Genomic DNA, 24,271 nt, shown 5'->3' on the forward strand with positions numbered 1-24,271 from the left:
GGGGAACACCGGGAGGCCCAGGCCGTTGCTTCCCGAAGGGAACAACAAGTTGCTTCCCGAAGGGAACAACAAGAGGAGGACTCGGACGACTTCGTGGGCCTGATCCGGTATGCGGAAGGGAGCGTGGTGGCGGCCTTTTTGCGCCAGAGGGAAGAGGGGGTGAAGGTCTCCATCCGGAGCCGGGCGGGGGTTTCCGCCCAGAACATCGCGATCAAGCTGGGTGGGGGCGGACATGTGCCCGCGGCGGGGGCCACCCTCAAGGGGCTGGACCTCGAGGCCGCCTACGAGAGGCTTCTCGAGGCGGTGGCCGAGGAGCTCAGGCGGGCGGGGTATCTCTAGGTTCTGCTCGTGGGCGGGGCCCAGGTCACGCGTCAGCGTACCTTGGTCACGCGTCAGCGTACCTTGAGGAGAGGGGGGGTTTGACCCCTATCACTATAGAAAGGTACGCCCTGGAACGTAGCCGCAGGTCACGGGCGCTGTGCTTTCGCGGAGCGAAACACCATTCCTTGCCCGTACCTTGACCGTAGCCCCTACCGGGGCTGACACGCGGCTGACCGGGCGTGACCCGGCGTGACCTTGGCCAGGTAGGTGACCAGGCCTGCGTGGCCGCTTCCGATGGGCGCCCTCTCGTAGACCTCCCCATCCAAAAGCTCCAGGCGTACCCCCTCAGGGGCCCTCTCCAACGCCTCGAGGTTCAGCCGGTGCCGGAGCATGCTTCCAGTCCAAGGTCACGCCCCGTACTTCTGCCACCGCAGCGCGTGGGCCAAAAGGAGGGGCATGAGCTCTACCCCCTTTAGGTGCCCGAGGCTTCCCCGAAGGGCCTCCCTTTCCGTGAAGCGCCGGGCCTCATCCGGCCGGAGGTAGGGGGCCCGGAGGAGAAGGGGCACGGGGTGCCAGGAGTGGGCCTTGAGGAGGGCGGGGGTGGAGTGGTCCCCGGTGATGGCCAAGACCTCGGGTCCGAGGGCGAGGAGCTCGGGCAGGAGGGCGTCAAAGCCCTCGATCTCCCGGACCTTTCCCCAGAAGTCCCCGTCCTCCCCTTTGGCGTCCGTTTTCTTGAAGTGGAGGTAGAAGAAGTCGTAGCGCGACCAGTTCTCCTTAAGCGCCTTCAGCTTGCCCGCGTGGGCGTCCCCCTCTCCTTCCACGGGGAGGACCTCCATGCCCACCAGGCTCGCCAGACCCTTGTACATGGGGTAGCTGGCGACGGCCGCCGCCTCGAGCCCAAAGACCTCCTTTAGGCTGGGGAAGCGGGGCTTTCTCGAGGCCCCCCGGAAGAGGGCGCCGTTCAGCCGGGGTTCGTCCTTTAGCGCCTCGCGGATCCTCTCGGAAAGGAGGTTGACCACCCGGGCGGTCTTGATCGAGGCCGCTCGGTGTTCGCTCCGCGAAGCAACGTCCAGGGCCTGGGCCGTTTGAGGCGGCAGCCCGGTTTTCTGCGGGTCGGTGTCCGTGATCCGATCGGAAAGCCCTTCGCCTCGCAGGATGACCAGAAAGCGGTGCTCGCTTTCCGTGTAGAAGTAGACCTCCACGTCCTCTATGCGGGGGATCGCCTCTTGGAGCTTGGCGATGACCCTCCGGTTCTCCTCGGTGGAAGGCCTTCCCGCCCGGCGGTCCAGGACCAGGCCCTCGGGGCTAAGGGTGGCAAAGTTTCCCCGAAGGGCCACGTCCTCCTCCCGGAAGTCCGCCCCCAGGCCCAGGGCCGAAAGGGCCCCCCGGCCCACCAGGAAGCGGAAGGGGTCGTATCCGAAAAGGGCCAGGTGCCCCGGCCCCGAGCCCGGGGTCAGGCCCGGATGGACGGGGGTGAGGAGGCCCAGGGCGCTTTCCTCGGCCAAACGGTCCAGGTTTGGGGTTCGGGCGGCCTCGAGCTCCGTGGCCCCTCCGGGTTCCAGGGGAAGCCCCCCTACGCCGTCTAAGACCACCAGGAGGATCCGGCCACCCTTTTGATGAAGCTCCTTGTAGACGGGGAAGAGGTCCATGGGGCTATTCTACGCCTGAAAGCGAGCCCGTCGTGGCCCGGATGGCGGCAAGAAGCGAGGTGTTTCCCAAGCCCTCCTTGGGAAGGGTATGATGGACGGGTATGGCGAAGGAGAAGGGCATCACTCCCCAGTCCCAGGATTTCAGCGAATGGTATCTGGATGTTATACAGAAAGCTGAGCTGGCGGACTACGGTCCGGTCCGGGGGACGATTGTAGTCCGGCCCTACGGGTACGCCATCTGGGAGAACATCCAAAGGGAGCTGGACCGGATGTTCAAGGAGACGGGCCACCAGAACGCCTACTTCCCCCTGTTCATCCCCATGAGTTTTTTGAAGAAGGAGGCGGAGCACGTGGAGGGCTTCTCCCCGGAGCTCGCGGTGGTGACCCACGCGGGAGGGGAGGAGCTGGAGGAGCCTCTGGCGGTCCGCCCCACCTCGGAGACGGTGATCGGGTACATGTGGTCCCGCTGGATCAAAAGCTACCGGGACCTGCCCCAGCTCCTCAACCAGTGGGGCAATGTGGTCCGCTGGGAGATGCGCACCCGGCCCTTCCTCCGGACGAGCGAGTTCCTCTGGCAGGAGGGGCACACCGCCCACGCCACGCGGGAGGAGGCGGAGGAGGAGGTGAGGCGGATGCTGGGCGTCTACGCCCGGCTTGCCCGGGAGTACGCGGCCATTCCCGTCCTCGAGGGCCTGAAGACGGAGAAGGAGAAGTTCGCCGGGGCGGTCTACACCACCACCATCGAGGCCATGATGCGGGATGGAAGGGCCCTTCAGGCGGGGACGAGCCACTACCTGGGGCAGAACTTTGCCCGGGCCTTTGACATCAAGTTCCAGGACAAAGACCTCGAGGTCAAATACGTCCACACCACCAGCTGGGGGCTTTCCTGGCGGTTCATCGGGGCCATCATCATGACCCACGGGGACGATAAGGGTCTTATCCTGCCCCCCAGGCTGGCCCCCATCCAGGTGGTCATCGTGCCCATCTACCGGGAGGAGAGCCGGGAAAGGGTCCTGGAGGCGGCCTATGAGCTTAGGCGCCGTCTTCTCCAGGCGGGGCTTTCGGTTCACCTGGACGACCGGGACCAGTACACCCCGGGGTACAAGTTCAACGACTGGGAGCTCAAGGGGGTTCCTTACCGGATCGAGCTCGGCCCCAAGGACCTCGAGGCCCAGGAAGCGGTTTTGGCGAGCCGCCTGGGGGGGAAGGAACGGGTTTCCCTTTCCGCCCTGCCCAGCCTTCTTCCCGGCAGGCTTTCCGACTTCCACGAGGCCCTTTACCGGAGGGCCTTGGAGTTCCGGGAGCGCCACACCCGGAAGGTGGACACCTACGAGGGGTTCAAGGAGGCGGTCCAGGAGGGCTTCGCCCTGGCCTTTCACTGCGGGGACAGGGCCTGCGAGCGGCTCATCCAGGAGGAGACCGCCGCCACCACCCGGTGCGTGTCCTTCGAGGCCGAGCCGGAAGAGGGCGTCTGCGTCCGCTGCGGCGGTCAAAGCGCCTATGGCAAGCGGGTGGTTTTCGCCAAGGCCTACTAGCCGGGTCCCGGAAGGGGGTGGGCTTGGGCTTGGGGCCTCCGGATTGATCGGGGAGGAAGGATGAGGGTTCTGGCCCGGAGGATCTACTGGCGCTGGTATGGGGAGGTGCTCCTCGAGGGGGGTGTGCGCCTTTTGATGACGGGGGATGTGGCGAAGTGGCTTAGGCCCCAGGACCAGGTCCGCCTGGCCACGGGGTTTAAAAAGCCCGTTCTGGGCTTTGACGAGTACGAGCTGAGGGGCCTTTTCCCGTCTGGCCCCCTTTTGCCGAGGAGCGGGTCCACCCCTGGGAAAGCCCCTTGGGGGGCGAGGCCTACCGCCACCGCCTGAGGGTGCGCGAGGCCATGTACGAGGGGGACTATGAGGCCATCGCGGAGCTGGAGCAGTTCCACTATGCCTCCGAGAAGGAGGTGGTGGCCCTTTGGGTCTGCCCCAGCTGCCAGAAGACCCTACCCGCCAACGCCAAGCCCCTTTGCGACTGCGGCGGCGAGGCGCGGCTGAAGGAGATCCGGGGCTCCACCCCGGCGAGCCGGTTTTTGGTCCTGGAGCTTTTGGAGCGCCTGCCCTTTGAACCCCGGATCCTCGGGTATCTGCGCCTGGACCCGCTCATTCCCAAGATGCACCGCCGGACACCAGAGGGCATAGAGCGGGATATTTTGGAGGGGATCTTCCTCAGGACTGGTTTCACCCCACCTTCCAGGGCGGGGCGGACTGGGAGAAGGCCCTGGACCGGGTTTACACCGCCGCCTCCCGCATCGCCCGGGTGGTGGTCCACCCCGACTACCGCTCGGAGGGCTTCGGGGCCCTTCTGGTCCAGGTGGCCCTGGAGTGGGCCAAGGCGCGGGGGGCTCCGGAGGGAAGGCGAAAAAAACACCTGATGTACACCATCGCCCAGATGGCCCGGTACCACCCCTTCTTCGAGAGGGTGGGCTTCCGCTACCTCTTTGACACCGCCTCAGGGAGACCCGTTTTGGCCTATCCCCTCACGGAAGAGGCCGAGGGGTACCTAAGCGGATTTCTCAAGACCGACCCCCACGCCCAGGCCCACGGGGGGAGGCTTTACCGGCCTCGGTTTGGCCGGGTGGCGGGGCTTAAGGAGCCCATCCGTCTTCACGGGGTGCATAAGGGCTACCGGAGCCTTCTGGATCTGGAGGGCCTTTCCCCAGAGGTCCAGGAGGCCCTCCTCGCCTTCGGGGTAAGGGCCAGGCGGGTGGAGCGGGCGGTCTTAAGGGGGGTGGAGTTGGAGATTCCCCCGCGAAGCCTTGTCGTCCTCTCGGGGGCCAGTGGGGCGGGGAAGACCACGCTTCTCAGGCTCCTTCTGGGTGAGCCCCCGGACCTTGGGGAGGTGGAGGTGCCCGCGGGGAAGCGGGTGGCCTACATCCCCGGGGAAAAGGAGGTGGGGCTTGGGGAAGACCCCATACTGGAACGGCTTTACCAGGACCTGGGGGATGTGGGGGCGGCCATCGAGGTCCTGAACCGGGTGGGGCTTTCCGACGCGGTGCTTTACCGGGCGCGCCCCCAGGAGCTTTCCACGGGGCAAAGGGAGCGGTTCCGCCTGGCCCTCCTCCTCGGCCAAAGGCCCGACCTCCTCCATCGACGAGTTCGCCGCCCACCTGGACGTCCCCACCGCGAGGAGGGTGGCTTTGGGTCTGGGAAAGCTCTGCCGGGAGGCGGGGATCACCCTGGTGGCCGCCACCCACCGCCCCGAGGTGGTCCAGGGCCTGGACCCGGATATCCTGCTCTTTGTGGGCTACGGGGGGGTCACCAAGGTACCCCGGAGAGGTCCACGAAGATGACCCGCCCTGGGCGCCGGGGCACGACGAGGGGCTTTTCGTACCGGAAGGCGTTCTTCAAAACCCAGGCGTAAAGGGGGGCCTCCTTTGCGTAGGCCCTGAGGAAGGCCTCCTCGGCCCGGTGCTTATCCCAGTGGGGGAGGAGGTCTTCCACGGTGAAGGGCCCCTCCACCCCCACCACCTCCGCCTGGCCGATGAGCAGCCCCCCGGTGAGGATGCCCAAAGGCCCCCGGTGGTGGGTCTTGCGCTTCCGGATCTCCCAGGTCTTCTGGCCGTCCACGATGAGGCTGGCATAGGGTTCCCGGACGATGAGGCCGAGCGTGGGCCGCTTCACACCCCCCATTGTAGAATCAAGGGCGTGTCGTGTCCGAGGGAGGGACGAAAAGCCAAGCGCCATCGAGCTCAAAAGATCCTCCAGGCCCTTAAGGAGGCCTACCCGGAAGCCCGCACGGAGCTTCGGTATGAAAACCCTTTCCAGCTCCTCGTGGCCACGGTGCTTTCCGCCCAGGCCACGGACAAAAGCGTGAACGAGGCCACCCCGGCCCTCTTTGCCCGTTTTCCCGACGCCTTTGCCCTGGCGCAGGCCAAGCCGGAGGAGGTGGAGCCCTACATCAGGCGCATCGGGCTTTACAAGACCAAGGCCAGGAACCTGGTGGCCTTGGCGAAAAAGCTCGTGGCGGAGTACGGGGGGGAGGTGTCCAAGGACAAGGAGGCCCTTATGGCCCTCCCTGGGGTGGGTTGGAAGACGGCCACTGTGGTTCTGGGGGCGGCCTTCGGTGTTCCGGGAATCGCCGTGGACACCCATGTGGCCCGGGTGAGCCGGAGGCTATGCCTGTCAGAGGCCAGGGCCCGGGAAAGGATCGGGGCCGAGCTGGAGGCCCTTTTCCCCAAGGAGGAATGGGTCTACGTCCACCACGCCCTGGTTCTTCATGGCCGCTATGTCTGTACGGCTAGGAAGCCTCGATGCGGAGCCTGTGTGCTCGCTTCCTACTGTCCAAGCCGAGAGTTGCTTTGAAAACATGAAAACATCGCCTGCTTACCGCTTTGTCCTAGCCAGCCTTCTTTGGTCCTTTGGGGGAAACCTGGTCTACTTCTTCCTAAACTTCCACCTCGAGGCCCTGGGGTTTTCCCGGCAGAGCATCGGCTACGCCCAGGCCCTTCTGCTCCTCGTGGGGGTGGGGTTGGCCCTCCCCTTGGCCCGTTTCATCCCCCGGGCCGGGTTTCGCACCAGCCTCTTTCTAGGGGCAGTCTCGGCGCTTTTGGGCGGGGTTCTTTTGGGCCTGGGGCTCTGGGTCTTTCCAGGGCTTGCCCTTTACGGCCTGGCCGGGGCCTTCCTTCAAGGGGCGGCGGCCCCCCTTTTGGCCCATCTGGTCCCCCCGAAAGAACGCGTGTTCCTGTTCAGCCTCCAGTCGGCCCTGACCACTGCGAGCGGCTTCTTTTCCACCCTTTTGGCCGGGGTGCTTTCCGAGGCGGTGGGGGCGCGGTGGGTGATCCTCTTTGCCTTGCCCTTTTTTCTCCTCGGGATGCCCTTGCTTAGGGGCCTGCCCGAGGTCCGGGGAGACCCTCCGCGGCTTGGAGGCCGGGTGGGCCTTTGGCTCCGCCTTCTTCTGCCCCAGGTGATCATCGGCCTTGGAGCGGGCCTGGTGATCCCCTTTTTGAACCTCTACCTGAAGGAGAAGTTCGGCCTCTCCTACGGGGGTACGGGGGTCCTCTTCGCCCTTTCTTCCCTGGCCACCGGCGTGGCCATGCTCCTCCAGCCCCTTTTGGTCCGGCGGCTTGGGAAGCTGGGGGCCATCGTCTTTGTCCAGGCCCTCTCCCTCCCATTCCTGGCCGCCTTGGCCTGGGCCCCGTGGCTTCCCGTGGTCACCCTGGCCCTTCTCGTGCGCGGGGCGTTGATGAACGCCGCCGGGCCGGTCTACGCCGCCTTGGTCACGGACCACCTTTCCGAGGCGGAGCGGCCCGGGTTTTTTCTGGTGGAAAGCGCCGTATGGAGCCTCCTTTTCGCCTTGGGAACGGCCCTTTCGGGGAGGGTGCAGGAGGCCTTTGGGCTTTTGGCCTTCGACTACCTTTTCGCCGTAACCCTCGTCCTTTACACCCTGGGGATCGGCCTCTGGGCCTGGGCCTTCGGCCCCTTGCGGCGTTTGCCCAAAGAAACCGGCTCCTGAAGGGGGGCCGGTTAGGCGCTTCGCGCCCGGCGGCGGCTCGAGCGGTCGGGCCGGCCGCTTCTCACCGGCTCCCAGGGGGCTTCGGGTGCTTCCCGGGCCCGGTCCACCTTTAGCTCGTCCAGGCCGGAGGCCAAAACCCTTTCCGCTTCCTCCGGCCTCAGGTCCACGTAGGCGGCCCTCTCGGTGAGCTGGACCCGCCCCACCTCCTCCACGCCCTCCCCCTTCAAAAGGGCCACCAACCGGCCCACGGAGAGCCTGGGGCCTTTCACCTGGAGCGTGACCCAGTCCTCCTCCCCGGTGAGGAGGCTTTTGGGCCTGGGGGCCCCGCCCAAAACCAGGGCTAAAAGGGCCGCCACCGCCTCCACCTGGCCCTCGAGGTGCGCTTGCGCGTGACCGGCGAAGAGGCGGCTTGCGAAGTCCTTCCAGATCCTCCGGTCCTCCTTAGGGGTCTTGCTCAGCCGGGCCAAAAGGTGGGCCCACTTGGCCTCCAAGACCTCCTCGGGGGTGGGGGGGTTGATGCGCTTGAAACGGCGGTTCAGGGCCTTTTCCAGCGCCTCGAGCGCCCCCTTCTCCCTTGGGCCAAAAAGGAGGACCACCCGGCCCGCCCGCCCCGCCCGGCCGGTGCGGCCCGAACGGTGTTGGTAGCTTTCCACCCTTTCCGGAAGGCGGTAATGGACCACCAGGTCCACCTCGGGGATGTCCAGGCCCCGCGCGGCCACGTCCGTGGCCACGAGCAGCTGGACCTCCCCTTGACGGAAGGCCTGCATGACCTTCTCCCGCTCCCGCTGGGTCATGTCCCCATGGATGGCCGCCGCCCGGTGGCCGAGCCTCCCCAGGCCTTGGGCGATCTCCTCCGTCTCCGCCTTGGTGCGGGTGAAGACGATGCCCCGCTTAGGGCCCCAGGTGTAAAGGAGGTCGGAGAGGAGGCCCTGGCGGCTTTGCAGGGGGGCCTGCAGGGCAAGCTCCTCGTAGGTCACGGCCTCGTCCTTGATGACGTTGACCAGGACGGGGTTGGTCAGGTGCCGCTCCGCCAGGCGCCTGGCCCAGGAGGGCAAGGTGGCGGAGAAGAAGAGGGTTTGGCGCCTTCTGGGCGTGGCCTCGAGGAGGGTTTCCACATCCTCTTCAAACCCCATGGAGAGCATCTCGTCGGCCTCGTCCAGCACGGCGATCTCCACCTGGGAGAGGTTCAGAATCCCCTGCTTAAGGTAGTCCAAAGCCCGGCCCGGCGTGGCCACCACCACGTCCACCCCCCGCCTTAGGGCCTCGGCCTGCTTGGTGTAGCCCGTCCCCCCGTAGATGGCCACCACCTCGAGGTGCGGCGCGACCCAAGAGAGCTCCTGCGCCACCTGTAGGGCGAGCTCCCGGGTGGGGGTGAGGACCAAGGCCCGGGGGGCGCGGCCGGGTGCGGTCTTTTTCTCTAGCCGATGGGCGATGGGTAGGGCAAAGGCCAGGGTCTTGCCCGTCCCGGTCCGGGCCTGGCCCAAGACGTCCCGCCCCTCCAGGGCCAACGGCAAGGCTGCGGCCTGGACGGGGGTAGGGGTCTTGAACCCCTTGGCCTCGAGGGCCGACAGAATCTCCTTTTTAAGTGGAAAGTCTTTAAATTCCATTCTCGTCCTTTCCGGGCTCCCCTCGCCCGTACCGGGACCCAAGGCTTGCCCGTAAACCTTTGCATCTTAGGCAGTCAAAGGACGAATGTCAAGGGGATGACCTCCACCTCCTCCCCTGCCTCCGCATTTTTGCCCTCAGGAAGGGCCACCAGGGCGTTCCCCTCCGCCATGGAGCGGAGGACGCCGCTCGACTGGTTCCCGGTGCTTCGCACCACAAGCCCATCCTGGAAGGCCAGGATGCCTCGCCGGAAAACCGTTTTCCCTTTAGCTCCCTTGAAGGGGGTCAGAGCGGTGGCCCAAAGCCGGACGTAAGGAGGGTCGGTTCGGCCGAGCAGGGTGAAGAGGAAGGGCCTACCGTAGAGGAAGAAGGTGACCATGCTCGAGACGGGGTTCCCGGGCAAGCCCAAAACCGGCATGCCCCGGTAACGGGCAAAAAGGAGGGGGCCGCCAGGCTGTTGGCGGACCTTCCAGAAGACCACTTCCCCTTCCTCCTCCAGCACCTTCCGGACCACGTCGTACTCCCCCATGGACACGCCCCCGGAGGTGAGGAGGAGGTCCAGGTCCTCCGCCAAAAGCCTTTCCCTAAGGGCCTCTCGGTCGTCTGGGGCCTTGCCCAAAAGGACCGGCTCCCCCCCCACTTCCACCACCAGGCCCATCAAGGCGTAGGCGTTGGAGTTGTACACCCCCCCGTAGGGCAACGCCTCTCCCGGCTCCACCACCTCGTCCCCCGTGGTGAGGATGCCCACCCGGGGCTTCCGGTAGGCCAGAAGCCGGGCGTGCCCCATGGCCGCGGCCAGACCCAGCCGGGCGGGGGTGAGGAGGTCCCCCCGCCTGAGGTAGACCTCGCCCTTTCTCAGGTCATCCCCTTTGGGCCGGATGTCCTGGGGTCTTGCGGGGGCAAAAAGGAGGACGAAGCCGTTCTCCTTTTGGGTCTCCTCCACCCGGATGACCGCGTCCGCCCCCTTGGGGATGGGAGCCCCGGTGTAGACGGCCACCGCCTCCTTGGGCCCCACCTGGCCCAAGAAGGGCCTTCCCGCCGGGGATTCCCCTACCACCTTGAGCCGCACCGGGGTCTTGGGGGTGGCCAAGAGGGTGTCCTCCAGGCGACAGGCGTACCCGTCTATCGCGGTGTCGTCCTGATCGGGGTGGTCCACGAGGCTTCTTAGGTCCTCCGCCAGGACCCGGTGGAGGGCCTCTTTGAGCGGGAGGACCTCGGTCTTGTCGTAGGGGCGGGCTAAAGCGACGGCCCGCACCAGATCCAGCGCTTCTTCCGCAGAGAGGTTCGTCCTCATGCCCTTTAGTCTACGAGCAGGGCGACCTTGGTGGCTTCCTTCCGGTCAAATAGGGCGTAGCCTAGGGGGGCCTCCTCCAGGGCTAGGCGGTGGCTGAAGACGAACCGGCCCTGGAGCCGGCCGGCTTTTTGCAGGGCCAAAACCTCCCGGATCCAGCGGGGGACGTTGGCCAGGCTCGAGCGAAACGCGATCCCCTTGCTAAAGGCGGCCAGCCAGGGGTAGGTGAACCTTTCCGCGGTGGGGACCCCGAGGCTCAAGACGCTTCCCCCAGGGGCGGCCAGGCGGAAAGCCAGGCCCAGAGCCTCCCCCTCTCCCCCCACCGCCTCCACCACCAGATCGGCCCCCAGCCCCTCGGTATGGGCTTTGACCGCCCGCACGGGGTCGGTGGCCTTAGGGCTTATGGGGATGCTCCCCAAGGCCTTGGCCTTTTCCAACCGCCTCTCGTCCGGGTCTACGGCCAAAACCACCCCTGCCCCCAGGACATGGGCCACGTGCTGGGCCAAAAGGCCCACCGGCCCCGAGCCCACCACCGCCACGCTTTGGCCGGGCTCGAGGTGGGGCCGCACCCCCCCGTAGGCGGTGGAGAGGATATCCCCGGCCAAAATCGCCTCCTCCGCCGGGAGGTCTTCCGGGATGGGGAAGAGGCTGGTTTTGGCGAAGGGAACACGGACCTTTTCCGCCTGGGCCCCTTGCAGGTTCCCCAGGGCCACGCCAAAGCCATACACCCCCCCCTTGGCGCAGGCGAAATACCGCCCCTTCTGGCACATGGGGCAGTCCCCGCAGGCCACGTGAAAACTCCCCACCACCCGGGTGCCGACGGGAAAGGGGACGAGGCTCCCCCTCTCCACCACCCGGCCTACGAACTCATGGCCGAGGACCATCCCCGGGGCTACTCCGGCGATCTTTCCGTGGTAGATGTGGAGGTCGGAGCCGCAGATGGCGGCAAGCTCCACCTTGACCAGGGCATCCGTTTCCTCGAAAAGGCGGGGTTCCTCTACCTCCTGGACCGCAACCTGGAAAGGCCCTTGGTAGACCACTGCCCTCACAGGACCTCCCGGGCCACGCGGACCAGCTCCCGGGCCGCCTGGACATAGGGGGCAAGGGCGGCCAGGCTGCCCTTCTTAAGCTCCAGCTCCCCCCGCATGAGGCTGACCAGGGGTTCGGCCCGGCCTTCCAAGACCTCCTGCCAGGTGGCGAGATCCCCTTCGATGACGAAGTCCGCGGCCATGGCCTCCTCCTCTGAAGCCGCCTTCGCTCCCCGGCAGTGGCCATGCCAGAGGTCCAGGACCACGGCCTTGGGGCTTTCCACCCCCATGGCGGGGTCGGCCCGCAGGAGGAAGGCCAGGCTTCCTTCCCAGGTGGCCGCCGCCTTCTGGTAGGCCTCGCTCCCGTTCAGCTTCCGGCAGTAGACCTGGGCCCATTCCTCCGAGAAGAGCTCCATTTCCGCCTCCTTTAGACTCAGTATAAGGGGATGGAACCCGCCTCCGTCAAGCCGCACCCGGGCCAGGCGCGCCGGGGAGGCCGATTTTGGAGGGGGTGAGGGCTTTGCCCAGGGCCTTCCGTCATATGTCCAGCTGGGCGAAGCGGGCGTGTTCCTCGATGAACTCCCGCCGGGGGGCCACCTCCTGCCCCATGAGCCTCTCGAAGACCTCGCTGGCCTCCAGGGCATCCAGGAGCTCTACCCGCTTTAAAACGCGCTTTTCTGGGTTCATGGTGGTCTCCCAAAGCTGCTCGGGGTTCATCTCCCCCAGGCCCTTGAAGCGCTGGACCTCGTAGCTTTTCCCATCCAGCTCCTTGAGGCGTTCGGAAAGCTCCTCATCGGAGTAGAGGTACTCCACCCTCCTCCCCACCTGGAGCCGGTACAGGGGAGGCTGGGCGATGTAGAGGTGGCCCCGTTCGATGAGGGGGCGCATGTACCGGTAGAAGAAGGTGAGAAGGAGGGTGCGGATGTGGCTTCCGTCCACATCCGCATCGGTCATGATGATGATCTTGTGGTAACGGAGGCCCTCGAGGTCGAAGTGGGTTTCTTGGCCATCCTCTCGGTGTTCCCCTGACGGGGAAGCAACCCCGCCGATCCCCACCCCGATGGCGGCCACCATGGCCCGAACTTCGGCGTTCTTCAAGGCCTTGGACAACCCGGCCTTCTCCACGTTCAGAATCTTTCCCCTAAGGGGAAGGATCGCCTGGAAGCGCCGGTCCCGCCCCTGTTTGGCGCTGCCCCCGGCCGAGTCCCCCTCCACGATGAAAAGCTCCGCTTCCTCGGGGTTTTCCGTCTGGCAGTCCGCGAGCTTCCCAGGCAGCTCATCCGACTCCAAAGGGTTCTGCCGCCGCACAAGCTCCCGGGCCTTCCGGGCCGCCTCCCGGGCCTGGGCCGCCCGGAGGCCCTTCTCGTAGACCAGCTTGGCCAACCGGGGGTTTTCCTCGAGCTTTTCCAGGAGCTTCTCGTAGACCACCTGGCTTACAGCGCTTCCCGCCTCGGGGTTTAAGAGCTTCCCCTTGGTCTGGCCCTCAAACTGAGGCTGAGGAAGCTTGACAGAGATCACCGCATAAACCCCCTCGAGGAGATCGTCCCCTGTGGGCTGGAGCTTGTCCTTGGCCAGGCCCGCCTTTTTGGCGTACTGGTTGAGGGCCCGGGTGTAGGCGGAGCGGAAGGCGGTGAGGTGGGTTCCCCCGTCCCGGGTGGGGATCATGTTGGCGTAGGAGAGGAGCTCGGTGTTGTACCCCTTGGTGAAGGCCAGGCCCACCTCCACCTCCACCTTGTCCTGCTGGCCCTTAAGAAGGAAGGGCTTCTCCGAGAGGAGTTCCTCCCCCTCGGCCAGGGCCAGGGCGAAGGAGGCTACCCCCCCCTTGTCCCAGAAGACCTCCTCGCGGCCGTGGACCTCGTCCCGGAAGACGATCCGGAGCCCCGCCACCAAAAAGGCCACCTCCCGGAGACGGGCGCGGATCTTGGCGGGTTCAAACCGGAGCTCGCCGAAGATCAAAGGGTCGGGGCGGAAGGTGACCCGGGTCCCGGTCTTCCCCTTGGGCACGGTGCCCACCACCCGGAGGGGTTCTGTGACCTCCCCCCGGCTGAAGGCGATCTGGTAATGCTTTCCATCCCGGAAGACTTCCACGAGGGTGAACTCGCTCAGGGCGTTGACCACGCTGGCTCCCACCCCGTGAAGGCCACCGGAGACCTTGTAAGCCCCCTCCTCAAACTTGCCCCCCGAGTGCAAGACGGTGTAGATGACCTCCACCGCGGGCTTCCCCTCCTCCGGCATGACCTCCACGGGAATACCCCGGCCGTTGTCCTCCACGGTCAGGCTCCCGTCCCTGTGGAGGGTGACGAGGATCTCCGTGGCGTAGCCCGCCAGGGCCTCGTCCACGGCATTGTCTAGGATTTCCTTAAAGAGGTGGTGGTACCCGTCGGACTGGGTGCCCCCGATGTACATGGCCGGGCGGTGGCGAACGCCCTCGAGCCCTTTCAAGACCTTGATGGCCGAAGCGTCGTAGCTCACAACCCTTAGTATACCACGCCTTGCCGGGAGGCGGTTTTTTCCGTAAAAATGGGCGTATGCTCTGGGTCAAGCTCCACGAATTTTTGGGAATATTCTTATTTATCTCCGGCCTTGCCCTCACCCTTTGGGCCCTTCCTTCGCTCTTCCGCGAACCCTCCCACCGGTTCTTCCGAGCCCTCAGGGGCCTGGCCTACACCGCCGTCTTCCAGGTCCTCTTGGGGATAGGCCTTCTCCTTTTTTTGGGCCTGCGCCCCAGGGACCCTCTGCACCTGGTGTACGGAACCCTCCTGGCCACGGTCTGGCACTTCCTGGGGGGGTTGGAAAAGGACGGATGGTTCTACCAAAGCCTTAAAAACCCCCCGGCCCGGACCGGCCCTTGGGTGGCGGGGGGGATGCTCTTCGCCCTCGGGCTTCTGATACGGGTTTATCTCACGGGAGGGTAAGGGCTATTTCTCCGTCAGGAGAACCCCGGGCTGCTTCCCCGTTAGGGGAACACCGGAAGGGGGATCCGGGCCAGCATCGCCCGGGTGAGGTGCTTGGCCAGATCCCGGTACAGCGCCTTTAGCTTCGCCTCCACCTCAGGGCTATTTAAGTACTCCACCAAGGCGGGCTCGGAAAATGTAGCGAACACCGAGTTGCTTCCCCGAAGGACGAGGTGGAACTCCTCCCGCCAGGGGTAGGCCCGCTCGTCGTAGGCCGCCACCACCTTCCCCGCCGTCTTCGTATGCCCCACGACCAGGTGCGGCCGTCCGTAAAACCCCCGCACCGCCTTCGCCTCCTTCCAAGGAAAGTACAGCCCCGAGTAGGGGGTCTCATAGTCGATCCTTCCCGGCCCCAGGTTCCGTCCCGTGAGAATGGGGACGAGCCCCCTCCCCGTGCTTTCGCGGAGCGAAACACCATCAGGCGCTTTCTGGGTCAAAGGGTGGCGGGCCCACTCCGTGCTCCTCGTCGCGAACCGGATCTCGTAGACCGCCCCCAAGGCCACCCCCGATCTTTCCCAGGAAAGAAGCGCCTCGGTCTCGAACCGGACCATCTCCCCCCGCCAAGGCTTCTCCAAGACCTCCTTGAGCTCGCCGTTCTCCCGGTCGAAAAGCCTTAAGACCCCCCGGGCCCTTCCCTTCCAAAACCGCACCACCACCGCCGTGACCCTCCGGTCCCTGAAGGCCCGGCCCAGGTAGTAGACCTCCGTCTCCCCCTCCTGGGCAAGGAAGGCCCTGAGGGCCTTGAACTCGTCCAAGACGAGGAAGCTTCCCGGAACGACGTAGACCAAGACCCCGCCCGGCTTTAAAAGCCGGACCCCCTTTTCCAGAAAGGCCCCGTACAGGTTGTACCGGCCCCGCCAGGTGAAAATCGCCTTCCGGTAAGCCGCCTTCTTCTCCTTAAGGGCGTGAAGGCTTTGACCCAGGATCCCGTACGGGGGGTTGGCCAAAATGGCGTCGAAGGGCCCCCCCTCATAGAGAAGGAAGTCCGCCACCACCCTCTCCGCAAAGGAAGGAGGGGAGAAGGCCTTCTCGTCCACCTCCAAGGCGGTGAACCGGTAGTCTTTTCCATGGGCCTCGAGGAAGGCCCGAAGGAAGGGGGCCTCGTGCGCCCCCGGCTCCAAGACCCAGCCCCCCTTTGGGACCCCCTCGGCCAGGCCCACCATGAACCGGACGAGTTCGGCCGGGGTCCCGACCCGGCCCAGGTTCTCCGGAGCGCCGCTCTGAAGGGACACCGGGGCTAGAGGATCCCGAAGGCCCGGCCCACCTTCTGGTAGGCCTCCAGGGCCTTATCCAGCATCTCCTTGGTGTGGGCGGCGGTGACGATGTTCCGGATGCGGGCCCTGCCCCTAGGAACGGTGGGGAAGCCGATGCCCACGGCGAAAACGCCCTCTTCTAAAAGCATCCGGCTCGCCTCGAAGGCCGCGCGGGCCTCGCCGAACAGGACCGGGGTGATGGGGGTCTGGCTTCCCATGGTGTCGAAGCCCAGGCGATGGAGCTCTTTCTTGAAGTAGCGGGTGTTTTCCCAGAGGCGCTCTACCCGTTCGGGTTCCTTCTGGATGAGCTCCAGTGCGCCCAAAAGCGCCCCCACCACCGCAGGGGGGTGGCTGGTGGAGAAGAGGAAGGGCCTGGCCTTGTTGATGAGGAGTTCCTTAAGCGCCTTGGCTCCGGCCGCATACCCTCCGATCACCGCCCAGGCCTTGGACAAGGTGGCCACCTGGATGACCTCCGGGTCCTCGTGAAAGCCGAAGTGGTGCACGGTGCCCTTGCCCATATGGCCCAGCACCCCACTTCCATGGGCGTCGTCCACGTAGACCACGGCCCCGTAGGTTTTGGCCAGGGGGACGATCCGGTCTAGTGGAGCGATGTCCCCGTCCATGGAAAAGACCCCGTCCGTGACGATGAGTTTCAGGCCTTCCGTGTCGTGGGCCTTCAGGAGCTGTTCCAGATGCTCCACGTCGGCGTGGCGGTAGACCAGACGGGTGGCCTTGGTCAGGCGGAGGCCGTCGATGATGGAGGCGTGGTTCAGCTCGTCGGAGAAGACCAGGTCCTTTTCCTGCAAAAGCGCCCCTAGGACCCCCTGGTTGGCGGTGAAGCCCGACTGGAGGACCAGGGCGCTTTCCGTGCCCTTAAAGCGGGCCAGGGCTTCCTCGAGTTCCACGTGGTAGGTAAAGGTGCCGGCGATGGTCCGGACCGCCCCGCTTCCCGCCCCCCATTCTTCCAGGTAGGCCCTGGCCTTCTCCTTGAGGTAGGGGTGGTTGGCGAAGCCCAGGTAGTTGTTGGAGGCGAGGTTGACCACCTCCCGCCCCGCCACCCGGGTCACGGGCTCCTGGGGGGCCTCGAGGACCTTGGGGCTGATGTACAGGCCTTCCGCCTTAAGCCGGTCTAGCTCCTCCTGGATGCGCGTGCGTAGGGCAACGCTCATGCCCTTAGTCTAGGCCGTATGGGGCCCGGGGCTTGTGGGATCCTCCCCAGGACGGTATCCTGTATACAAGATGCCGAGCTTTGCCCGCCCCAAGCAGCTCCGGGAAGCGGTGTATGAGCACCTCAAGGCCCTCCTCCTTTCGGGGGCGTATCCCCCAGGGGCGCGGCTTTCCGAGGTGGCCTTGGCGGAGGCCTTGGGGGCAAGCCGTACCCCCATCCGGGAGGCGTTTCAACGCCTGGCCAAGGAGGGGCTTCTGGAGCTCTTGCCGGGCCGGGGGGCCCGGGTGCGGCGGTTTGCCCCGGAGGAGGTGGAGGAGGTCTATGGTGTCCGGGCCCTTCTGGAGGGGGAGGCGGCCAGGGAGGCGGCCCTCAAGGCCACCCCTGAGGGGCTTGAAGAGCTCGAGCGCCTCCTTCAGGCCATAGACGAAGCCCCCCCACAGGACCACCTGGAGCAGATGCGCCGGGATCTGGAGTTCCACAAAGCCCTGGTGCGGCTCTCGGGCAACCGGACGCTTTACCGGCTTTATGAGGACCTCCTCTCCCCCTTGGCCCTCGTCCGGGCGGCCGAGCCCACCCGCTCACAGGACCCAGAGACCAAAAGCCAGCACCGGGCCATTCTGGAGGCCCTGCGGCGCCGCAACGCCGAGGAGGCCAAGCGGGCGGTGGAGAGGCACCTGGCCTACTTCCGCGATCTGGTCAGGGAGCAGCTTTTGCAAAGGGAGGAAGGATGGACTTGACCCTGGTTTACCGGTCCTTTGTGCTCCATGTGGCAGAGCAGCCCTGGGTGAAGGGGCTTATCCTCAAGCGGGGCCAACGCCTCTACCGGCGGTATGTGGCAGGGGAGACCCTGGAGGAGGCCCTCCAGGCCGCCCAGGCCCTCGAGGACCAGGGGGTCCATGCCATCTTGGACCTTCTGGGGGAGATGGTGCGCTCCGAGGAGGAGGCCCGGGCCTTCCAGGGGGAGATTCTGGCCCTGGTCCAGGCCCTAGAGCAGAAGCCCTGGCCCAGGTATGTTTCCTTAAAGCTCACCCAGCTGGGCCTGGACCTCTCGGAGGGGCTGGCCTTGGAGCTTCTGCGGGGAATTCTAAACGAGGCCAGGGCCCAAGGGGTTTTCGTCCGCATCGACATGGAGGACTCCCCTCGGGTGGAGGCCACGCTCCGGATCTACGAGGGCTTGCGACAGGAGGGGTTTGAGAACCTGGGCCTGGTCTTGCAGAGCTACCTCTACCGCACGGAGAAGGACCTGGACCGGCTTCTGCCCTATAGGCCCAACCTTCGCCTGGTCAAGGGGGCCTACCGGGAGCCCAAGGAGGTGGCCTTCCAGGATAAAAGGCTGATCGATGCCGAGTACCTGCATCTTATGAAACGGATGCTCCGGGAGGGGCTTTACGTGGCCATCGCCACCCACGACCCCCGGATCATCGGCGAGGCCAAGCGGTACACCGAGGCCATGGGCATCCCCAAGGACCGGTTTGAGTTCCAGCTCCTTTACGGGGTCCGGCCCTTGGAGCAAAGGCGCTTGGCGCAGGAGGGGTATACCGTCCGGGCCTATGTGCCCTATGGCCGCTTCTGGTACCCCTACCTCTCCCGGCGCATCGCGGAGCGGCCGGAGAACCTTCTGCTCGTGATGAGGAGCCTCTTGGGAGGCTGAAGGAGGTGGAGGATGACGGTGGAACCTTTTAAGAACCAGCCCATAGAGACGTTCCAAACCCCCGAGGCTAAGGCGGCGATGAAGGAGGCCTTAGCCCGGGTTCGGGCGGAGTTCGGCCGCCACTGGCCCCTTTACATCGGGGGAGAGTGGGTCGACACGAAGGAGCGGATCGTCTCCCGGAACCCCTCTGCCCCCAGCGAGGTGGTGGGGACCACGGCCAAGGCGGGCCTAGCCGAGGCGGAGGAGGCCTTGAAGGCGGCCTGGAAGGCCTTTGAGACCTGGAAGGACTGGCCGCAGGAGGACCGTAGCCGCCTCCTCCTCAAGGCTGCGGCCATCATGAAGCGCCGCCGCCGGGAGCTCGAGGCCACCTTGGTCTACGAGATCGGGAAGAACTGGGTGGAGGCGAGCGCGGAGGTGGCGGAGGCCATCGACTTCCTGGAGTACTACGCCCGCCAGGCGCTGAAGTACAAGTACCCTTCGGTGGAGGTGGCCCCGTACCCCGGGGAGGACAACGAGAGCTTCTACATCCCTCTGGGGGCTGGGGTGGTCATCGCCCCTTGGAACTTTCCCATCGCCATCTTTACCGGGATGATGGCGGGGCCCATCGCCGTGGGCAACACCGTGGTGGCCAAGCCCGCGGAGGACACGGTGGTCATCGCGGCCAAGGTGTTTGAGGTCCTAGAGGAGGCGGGCCTTCCCCCGGGGGTGGCGAACTTTTTGCCCGGGGTGGGCAGCGAGGTGGGGGCCTACCTGGTGGCCCATCCCAGGACCCGGTTCATCAACTTCACGGGCAGCCTCGAGGTGGGCTTGAGGATCCACGAGGCCGCCGCCCGACTGGCCCCGGGCCAGACCTGGATCAAGCGGGTCTTTTTGGAGCTTGGGGGGAAGGACGCCATCCTCGTGGACGAGACGGCGGAGTTCGACCTGGCGGCGGAGGGGGTGATCGTCTCCGCCTACGGTTTCCAGGGGCAGAAGTGTTCGGCGGCGAGCCGTCTCATCCTTACCGAGAAGGCCTATGAGCCCGTTTTGGAGAGGGTCCTCGCCCGGGCGGAGAAGCTCGTGGTGGGGCCGGCGGAGGAGAACCCCGATCTGGGGCCGGTGGCGAGCGAGGCCCAGGAGAAGAAGGTCCTCTCCTACATTGAGATCGGCCAGACCGAGGGAAAGCTCGTCCTGGGGGGGAAGCGGCTGGAGGGGGAAGGGTACTTCATCGCCCCCACGGTCTTCACCGAGGTCCCTCCCCAGGCCCGCATCGCCCAAGAGGAGATCTTCGGCCCGGTGCTTTCCGTCATCCGGGTACCCGACTTCAAGGCCGCTTTGGAGGTGGCGAACGGCACCGTCTATGGCCTCACCGGGGGGGTGTACTCGAGGAAGCGGGAGCACCTGGAACTCGCCCGGCGGGCCTTCCACGTGGGGAACCTTTACCTTAACCGCAAGATCACCGGGGCTTTGGTGGGGGTCCAGCCCTTCGGGGGCTTTAACCTCTCCGGGACGGACACCAAGGCCGGGGGGCCGGACTACCTCCTCCACTTCCTCCAGATGAAGACGGTGGCTGAGCGGTTCTAACCCCCTGGTGTATACTTAGGCCATGGCCACGCCGTTGGGGCGTACCGTTAGGGCCCTTGGCCCCTGGTGGCCCGGTTAGCCCCGGGGCGGTGGGCGTGTACCCCGGGGTGGACCCCGGGGGTTTTTTTAAGGAGGCCCATGATCAAACCCTACCGAAGGACCCTTCTGGCCGACCTCGAGACCCCGGTCACCGCCTACTTGAAGCTGGCGGAAAAGGAAAGGGTGAGCTTCCTCCTGGAGTCCGTGGAGCGGGGGCAGCAGGGGCGGTTTTCCATCGTGGGGGTGGGGGCCAGGCGCATCTTCCGCCTCAAGGATGGGACCCTGACCGTAAACGGTCTTCCCATGCCCACCCAGGACCCCTTGCGCACCCTTTACCAGGCGGTCCATGCCCCCATGGAGCGCCCCCCTGACCTTCCTCCCTTTTTTGGGGGAGTGGTGGGGTATGCGGCGTACGACCTCATCCGCCACTACGAGCGGCTTCCCAGTCTAAAGCCCGACGACCTGAACCTGCCCGACCTCCTCTTCGTGGAGCCCGAGGTGGTTCTGGTCTTCGACCACTTGAACAACCTCCTTCACATCGTGGCTCCGGCGGAGGAGGCCGAGGAGGCGGAGGCCCGGCTTTCCTGGGCGACGAAGCGCCTTAAAGGCCCCTTGCCCGGCGTACCGGGGGAGCGGCCCGGGGGGAGGGCCCGGTTTGAGCCCGACCTGAGCCAGGAGGCTTACGAAGGGGCGGTCAGGCGGGCCCTGGACTACATCCGCGCGGGGGACATCTTCCAGGTGGTCCTTTCCCTCCGGCTCTCCTCCCCCCTGACCGTTCACCCCTTTGCCCTTTACCGGGCCCTGAGGAGCGTGAACCCAAGCCCCTATATGGGGTATCTGGACCTGGAGGAGGTGGTTTTGGTCTCCGCGAGCCCGGAAAGCCTTCTTCGCTCGGATGGGAAGCGGGTGGTCACCCGGCCCATCGCGGGGACGAGGCCTAGGGGACGGAGCCTGGAGGAGGACAAAAGGCTGATGGAGGAGCTTTTGCAAGACGAGAAGGAGCGGGCGGAGCACCTGATGCTTCTGGACCTTTCCCGGAACGACATCGGCCGGGTGGCCCGTTTCGGGAGCGTAAGGGTCCTGGAGCCCATGCACGTGGAGCTCTACTCCCACGTGATGCACCTGGTCTCCACCGTGGAAGGGGAGCTGGCCGAGGGCAAAACCCCCTTGGATGCCCTTTCCAGCGTTCTTCCCATGGGTACGGTCTCCGGGGCTCCCAAGATCCGGGCCATGGAGATCATCGAGGAGCTCGAGCCCCACCGCCGGGGGCCATATGGAGGATGCTTCGGGTACCTCGCCTACGACGGCCATATGGACATGGCCCTCACCTTAAGGACCTTTGTCATCGCAAATGGGAGGATGCACGTCCAGGCCGGGGCCGGGATCGTGGCGGACTCGGTGCCCACCCGGGAGTACCAGGAGTGCATGAACAAGGCCCGGGCCCTGCTCAAGGCGGTAGGACTGGCCGAGGAGGGGCTATGAGGGTTTTGGTGGTGGACAACTACGACAGCTTCACCTACAACCTGGTCCAGTACCTGGGGGAGCTTTCCGCCACCCCCATCGTCTGGCGGAACGATCGGTTCGCCCTGGAGGAGGTGGACCAGTTGGCCCCGGACCGGATTCTGATCAGCCCGGGGCCTTGCACCCCCTTTGAGGCGGGGCTTTCCATCCCGGTCATCCAGCGGTACGCCCCCAGGATTCCCATCCTGGGGGTCTGCCTGGGCCACCAGGCCATCGGGGCGGCCTTTGGGGCCAAGGTGGTGCCCGCGCCCGTCTTAATGCACGGCAAGGTGAGCCAGATCCACCACGACGGCACAGGGGTTTACCGGGGCCTCCCCAGTCCCTTTTCCGCCACCCGGTACCACTCCTTGGTCATCGCGGAGCTTCCGGAGGAACTCCGGGTGAACGCCTGGGTGGAGGAGGCGGGTGGGAGGACGATTATGGGGGTGCGGCACACCGCCTACCCCGTGCACGGGGTCCAGTTCCACCCCGAGTCCATCCTCACGGAACTGGGTAAACTCATCCTCAAGAGCTTTCTGGAGGACCCATGGTCTTAAAGGCGCTTTCCGGGGAACGGCTCACGGAGGAGGAGGCCTACGGCCTCATGCAGAAGATAATGGCGGGGGAGCTTTCCCCTGTGGAGACCGCCGGGGTTTTAGTGGCCCTTCGGACCCGGGGGGAGACCCCAGGGGAGATCGCCGCCTTCGCCCGGGCCATGCGGGAGGCGGCCCGGCGAGTGGAGGTGAAGCGGCGCCCGCTTTTGGATATCGTGGGCACGGGCGGTGACCACCAGGGCACCTTGAACCTGTCCACCGCCGCGGCTTTGGTGGTGGCCGCCGGGGGGGTTGCGGTGGCCAAGCATGGGAACCGTGCGGCCACCTCCAAAGCCGGGAGCGCGGACACCCTCGAGGCCCTGGGCGTGAACATCCAGGCCCCGCCGGAGCGGATGGCCGAGGCGGTGGAGGAGGTGGGCTTCGGCTTCTTCTTCGCCCGGCTTTACCATCCCGCCATGCGGCACGTGGCCCCGGTGCGGGCCGAGCTCAAGGTGCGCACCGTCTTCAACCTCCTAGGCCCCCTCACCAACCCGGCCGGGGCCACCCACTACCTCCTGGGGGTCTTCTCCCCAGCCTGGCTTGAGCCCATGGCGGAGGCCCTAAAGCGGCTTGGGGCAAAGGGGCTGGTGGTCCACGGGGAGGGGGCGGATGAGCTCGTTTTAGGGGAGAACCAGGTTCTGGAGGTGGGCAAGAGGGCCTATACCCTCCTTCCGGAGGAGGTGGGCTTAAGGCGGGCTCCCCTCGAGGCCTTAAGGGGGGGAAGCCCAGAGGAGAACGCCCTCCTCCTCCGGAGGCTCCTCAGGGGAGAGGAAAAGGGGCCTCTTCAGCAGGCCGTGGCCCTAAACGCAGGGGCGGCCTTCTACCTGGTGGGCCGGAGTCCCTCCATCCGGGAAGGGGTCCGGCTGGCCCTGGAGATCCTCGAGGCGGGTGCAGCCTTCGAGGTCCTGGAGAGGTTCATCCGCAAACTGGCCTAGACCCAGCTCACCGCGCCAAAGGTGTCCTCCCGGCGGGGGCTGGTGGAGAAGAGGACCACTGGGACGCCGGTGTACTCCTCGATGCGCTCGATGAGGCGGAGAAGGGCCTTAGGGAGTTCCTCCCGGGAGCGGATGCCCGAGACCTCCCCCCAGCCCTCCAGGGTCTCGTAGCGCACGGCCTCTGGCCGGGCCTCCCCGGGCCGGCTCCCGTCCAGGTACTCCACCGCCACCTTGACCTCGGGAAGGCCCGCCAGGACGTCCAGCTTGGTGAGGGCCAGGCCGTCGAAGCCGTTCACCTCGCAGGCGTACTTAAGGGCCACCAGGTCCAGCCAGCCCACCCGGCGGGGCCTTCCGGTGGTCGTCCCATACTCCCCGCCCTTTTCCCGCAGGTGGTGGGCCAGCTCCCCGTGGATCTCCGTGGGAAAAGGCCCTTCCCCCACCCGGGTGGCGTAGGCCTTGGCCACCCCGTAGACCTTGTGGATGGCCTTGTGGCTCACCCCTGTGCCCACCAGGACCCCCCCCACCGTGGGGTGGGAGCTCGTTACATAGGGGTAGGTGCCGTAGTTCAGATCGAGGAGAGTGGCCTGCGCGCCTTCGAAAAGGGCCCGTTTCCCCTTCTTCAGGGCTTCCCGGAGGAGGCTTCCCGTGTCGGCCACATAAGGAGCGAGGATCTCCCGCATCCGGTAAAGCTCCTCCAGGGCCTTCTCCTCCGTGTCCCAGCCTGCCTCCCGGGTGGAGTTGGGTTTTTCCAGGAGGAGCCGTCTGACCCGTTCCCTCAGGACGGCCTCGTCCAAAAGGTCCCCCACCCGGATCCCCACCCGCCGCGCCCGGTCCGAGTAGGCGGGTCCGATCCCCCTGCCCGTGGTCCCCACGAAGTTGTGGCGGCTCTCCACATGCTTGTGATGGGGGAGGACCAGGTGGGCCCGCTCAGAAACAAAGATCTTGGGGTCAAACCCCTCCTGGCGGAGGTTTTGGACCTCCTCCTGGAAGCGGAGGGGGTCGATCACCATCCCATCCGCCAGGATGTTGACCGCATGGGGATGGATGACCCCGGAGGGGAGGAGGTTGAGCTTGAAGGTCTTCCCCTGGGCCACCACGGTGTGACCCGCGTTCGCCCCTCCCTGGTAACGGACCACATAGTCCGCTTCGGGGGCCAGGGCGTCCACCACCTTGCCCTTGCCTTCGTCCCCCCACTGCGCTCCGATGATGGCGATCCCCGGCATCCCCCTAA

Annotated in this window: 22 protein-coding genes and 1 pseudogene; 12 read left to right on the forward strand and 11 right to left on the reverse strand. The window is 66.0% G+C overall.

Annotated elements, in window-relative coordinates; translation table 11 throughout:
* Positions 1-339: DHH family phosphoesterase (locus C4301_RS02555; RefSeq protein WP_352413556.1), on the forward strand; the 339-nt coding region annotated here is incomplete at its 5' end.
* A gap of 191 nt (positions 340-530) precedes the next feature.
* Here C4301_RS02555 and C4301_RS02560 read toward each other — a convergent pair.
* Both C4301_RS02560 and C4301_RS02565 read right to left on the reverse strand, forming a co-directional pair.
* Entirely contained in the window at positions 531-713 is a 183-nt protein-coding gene (locus C4301_RS02560; RefSeq protein WP_352413557.1) for a hypothetical protein, read from the reverse strand.
* Positions 714-728: 15 nt separating this feature from the next.
* Complete coding sequence (locus tag C4301_RS02565; RefSeq protein WP_352413558.1) at positions 729-1,970, reverse strand: 2,3-bisphosphoglycerate-independent phosphoglycerate mutase; 1,242 nt, start codon at positions 1,968-1,970, stop codon at positions 729-731.
* Between the two features lie 101 nt (positions 1,971-2,071).
* Between C4301_RS02565 and proS the strand changes: the two genes are divergently transcribed.
* Complete coding sequence (proS, locus tag C4301_RS02570) at positions 2,072-3,505, forward strand: proline--tRNA ligase (RefSeq protein ID WP_352413559.1); 1,434 nt, start codon at positions 2,072-2,074, stop codon at positions 3,503-3,505.
* Between the two features lie 60 nt (positions 3,506-3,565).
* Positions 3,566-5,298 (forward strand): annotated as a pseudogene (locus C4301_RS02575) (GNAT family N-acetyltransferase).
* Here C4301_RS02575 and C4301_RS02580 read toward each other — a convergent pair.
* Complete coding sequence (locus tag C4301_RS02580) at positions 5,264-5,629, reverse strand: ASCH domain-containing protein (RefSeq protein ID WP_352413560.1); 366 nt, start codon at positions 5,627-5,629, stop codon at positions 5,264-5,266. The pseudogene C4301_RS02575 and the gene C4301_RS02580 overlap by 35 nt on opposite strands.
* Before the next feature lie 15 nt (positions 5,630-5,644).
* Between C4301_RS02580 and nth the strand changes: the two genes are divergently transcribed.
* Both nth and C4301_RS02590 read left to right on the forward strand, forming a co-directional pair.
* Positions 5,645-6,310, forward strand: coding sequence for an endonuclease III (nth, locus tag C4301_RS02585; RefSeq protein ID WP_352413592.1), 666 nt, complete (start codon positions 5,645-5,647; stop codon positions 6,308-6,310).
* A gap of 4 nt (positions 6,311-6,314) precedes the next feature.
* Positions 6,315-7,460: an MFS transporter gene (locus tag C4301_RS02590; RefSeq protein ID WP_352413561.1), complete on the forward strand. Its 1,146-nt coding sequence runs from the start codon at positions 6,315-6,317 to the stop codon at positions 7,458-7,460.
* A gap of 11 nt (positions 7,461-7,471) precedes the next feature.
* Here the strand turns inward: C4301_RS02590 and C4301_RS02595 are convergent, their stop codons facing one another.
* The 5 genes from C4301_RS02595 to C4301_RS02615 form a co-directional block, all read right to left on the reverse strand.
* Positions 7,472-9,067, reverse strand: coding sequence for a DEAD/DEAH box helicase (locus C4301_RS02595; protein ID WP_352413562.1), 1,596 nt, complete (start codon positions 9,065-9,067; stop codon positions 7,472-7,474).
* A gap of 74 nt (positions 9,068-9,141) precedes the next feature.
* Positions 9,142-10,359 carry a molybdopterin molybdotransferase MoeA gene (locus tag C4301_RS02600; protein ID WP_352413563.1) on the reverse strand — a complete coding sequence of 406 codons (1,218 nt, stop codon included), beginning with the start codon at positions 10,357-10,359 and terminating at the stop codon, positions 9,142-9,144.
* A 5-nt stretch (positions 10,360-10,364) separates the two neighbouring features.
* Positions 10,365-11,405 (reverse strand): alcohol dehydrogenase catalytic domain-containing protein, encoded by a 1,041-nt coding sequence (locus C4301_RS02605; protein ID WP_352413564.1) that lies wholly within the window; start codon positions 11,403-11,405, stop codon positions 10,365-10,367.
* Positions 11,402-11,800 (reverse strand): SCP2 sterol-binding domain-containing protein, encoded by a 399-nt coding sequence (locus C4301_RS02610; RefSeq protein ID WP_352413565.1) that lies wholly within the window; start codon positions 11,798-11,800, stop codon positions 11,402-11,404. The genes C4301_RS02605 and C4301_RS02610 overlap by 4 nt, the downstream gene beginning before the upstream one ends.
* A gap of 121 nt (positions 11,801-11,921) precedes the next feature.
* A complete protein-coding gene (locus C4301_RS02615) occupies positions 11,922-13,856 on the reverse strand; it encodes a DNA gyrase/topoisomerase IV subunit B (protein ID WP_352413566.1) in 1,935 nt (644 codons plus the stop codon).
* A 56-nt stretch (positions 13,857-13,912) separates the two neighbouring features.
* On the opposite strand from C4301_RS02615, the gene C4301_RS02620 reads away from it, so the two are divergent.
* Complete coding sequence (locus C4301_RS02620; RefSeq protein WP_352413567.1) at positions 13,913-14,299, forward strand: hypothetical protein; 387 nt, start codon at positions 13,913-13,915, stop codon at positions 14,297-14,299.
* A gap of 41 nt (positions 14,300-14,340) precedes the next feature.
* Here the strand turns inward: C4301_RS02620 and C4301_RS02625 are convergent, their stop codons facing one another.
* A complete protein-coding gene (locus tag C4301_RS02625) occupies positions 14,341-15,570 on the reverse strand; it encodes a TaqI-like C-terminal specificity domain-containing protein (protein ID WP_503012379.1) in 1,230 nt (409 codons plus the stop codon).
* 5 nt (positions 15,571-15,575) lie between these two features.
* Positions 15,576-16,760, reverse strand: coding sequence for a glycine C-acetyltransferase (locus tag C4301_RS02630; protein ID WP_352413568.1), 1,185 nt, complete (start codon positions 16,758-16,760; stop codon positions 15,576-15,578).
* A gap of 70 nt (positions 16,761-16,830) precedes the next feature.
* Between C4301_RS02630 and C4301_RS02635 the strand changes: the two genes are divergently transcribed.
* From C4301_RS02635 to trpD, 6 genes are all read left to right on the forward strand, one after another.
* Positions 16,831-17,496 (forward strand): GntR family transcriptional regulator, encoded by a 666-nt coding sequence (locus tag C4301_RS02635; protein ID WP_352413569.1) that lies wholly within the window; start codon positions 16,831-16,833, stop codon positions 17,494-17,496.
* Positions 17,487-18,410 (forward strand): proline dehydrogenase, encoded by a 924-nt coding sequence (locus C4301_RS02640; protein ID WP_352413570.1) that lies wholly within the window; start codon positions 17,487-17,489, stop codon positions 18,408-18,410. The genes C4301_RS02635 and C4301_RS02640 overlap by 10 nt, the downstream gene beginning before the upstream one ends.
* A gap of 12 nt (positions 18,411-18,422) precedes the next feature.
* Complete coding sequence (gene pruA, locus C4301_RS02645; protein ID WP_352413571.1) at positions 18,423-19,973, forward strand: L-glutamate gamma-semialdehyde dehydrogenase; 1,551 nt, start codon at positions 18,423-18,425, stop codon at positions 19,971-19,973.
* Positions 19,974-20,111: 138 nt separating this feature from the next.
* Complete coding sequence (trpE, locus tag C4301_RS02650; protein WP_352413572.1) at positions 20,112-21,494, forward strand: anthranilate synthase component I; 1,383 nt, start codon at positions 20,112-20,114, stop codon at positions 21,492-21,494.
* On the forward strand, positions 21,491-22,069 hold the full coding sequence (locus tag C4301_RS02655) for an anthranilate synthase component II (protein WP_352413573.1): 579 nt from the start codon (positions 21,491-21,493) through the stop codon (positions 22,067-22,069). Before trpE ends, C4301_RS02655 begins: the two co-directional genes overlap by 4 nt.
* Positions 22,060-23,040: an anthranilate phosphoribosyltransferase gene (gene trpD, locus C4301_RS02660; RefSeq protein WP_352413574.1), complete on the forward strand. Its 981-nt coding sequence runs from the start codon at positions 22,060-22,062 to the stop codon at positions 23,038-23,040. Before C4301_RS02655 ends, trpD begins: the two co-directional genes overlap by 10 nt.
* Here the strand turns inward: trpD and C4301_RS02665 are convergent.
* Complete coding sequence (locus tag C4301_RS02665) at positions 23,037-24,263, reverse strand: adenylosuccinate synthase (RefSeq protein ID WP_352413594.1); 1,227 nt, start codon at positions 24,261-24,263, stop codon at positions 23,037-23,039. The two genes, trpD and C4301_RS02665, sit on opposite strands and share 4 nt — an antisense overlap.
* Positions 24,264-24,271: the final 8 nt, after the last annotated feature.

It is taken from the genome of Thermus sp. (assembly GCF_040290245.1).
In the GTDB taxonomy this organism is placed as follows: domain Bacteria; phylum Deinococcota; class Deinococci; order Deinococcales; family Thermaceae; genus Thermus_A.

Bases quoted from the DNA above. Each gene is read 5' to 3' on its own strand.
- C4301_RS02640 (WP_352413570.1), top strand. From the start codon at position 17,487: ATGGACTTGACCCTGGTTTACCGGTCCTTTGTGCTCCATGTGGCAGAG.
- C4301_RS02655 (WP_352413573.1), top strand. From the start codon at position 21,491: ATGAGGGTTTTGGTGGTGGACAACTACGACAGCTTCACCTACAACCTG.
- C4301_RS02595 (WP_352413562.1), bottom strand. From the start codon at position 9,067: ATGGAATTTAAAGACTTTCCACTTAAAAAGGAGATTCTGTCGGCCCTC.
- pruA (WP_352413571.1), top strand. From the start codon at position 18,423: ATGACGGTGGAACCTTTTAAGAACCAGCCCATAGAGACGTTCCAAACC.
- trpE (WP_352413572.1), top strand. From the start codon at position 20,112: ATGATCAAACCCTACCGAAGGACCCTTCTGGCCGACCTCGAGACCCCG.
- C4301_RS02600 (WP_352413563.1), bottom strand. From the start codon at position 10,359: ATGAGGACGAACCTCTCTGCGGAAGAAGCGCTGGATCTGGTGCGGGCC.
- C4301_RS02560 (WP_352413557.1), bottom strand. From the start codon at position 713: ATGCTCCGGCACCGGCTGAACCTCGAGGCGTTGGAGAGGGCCCCTGAG.
- C4301_RS02630 (WP_352413568.1), bottom strand. From the start codon at position 16,760: ATGAGCGTTGCCCTACGCACGCGCATCCAGGAGGAGCTAGACCGGCTT.
- trpD (WP_352413574.1), top strand. From the start codon at position 22,060: ATGGTCTTAAAGGCGCTTTCCGGGGAACGGCTCACGGAGGAGGAGGCC.
- C4301_RS02635 (WP_352413569.1), top strand. From the start codon at position 16,831: ATGCCGAGCTTTGCCCGCCCCAAGCAGCTCCGGGAAGCGGTGTATGAG.
- proS (WP_352413559.1), top strand. From the start codon at position 2,072: ATGGCGAAGGAGAAGGGCATCACTCCCCAGTCCCAGGATTTCAGCGAA.
- C4301_RS02610 (WP_352413565.1), bottom strand. From the start codon at position 11,800: ATGGAGCTCTTCTCGGAGGAATGGGCCCAGGTCTACTGCCGGAAGCTG.
- C4301_RS02620 (WP_352413567.1), top strand. From the start codon at position 13,913: ATGCTCTGGGTCAAGCTCCACGAATTTTTGGGAATATTCTTATTTATC.
- C4301_RS02590 (WP_352413561.1), top strand. From the start codon at position 6,315: ATGAAAACATCGCCTGCTTACCGCTTTGTCCTAGCCAGCCTTCTTTGG.
- C4301_RS02665 (WP_352413594.1), bottom strand. From the start codon at position 24,263: ATGCCGGGGATCGCCATCATCGGAGCGCAGTGGGGGGACGAAGGCAAG.
- C4301_RS02565 (WP_352413558.1), bottom strand. From the start codon at position 1,970: ATGGACCTCTTCCCCGTCTACAAGGAGCTTCATCAAAAGGGTGGCCGG.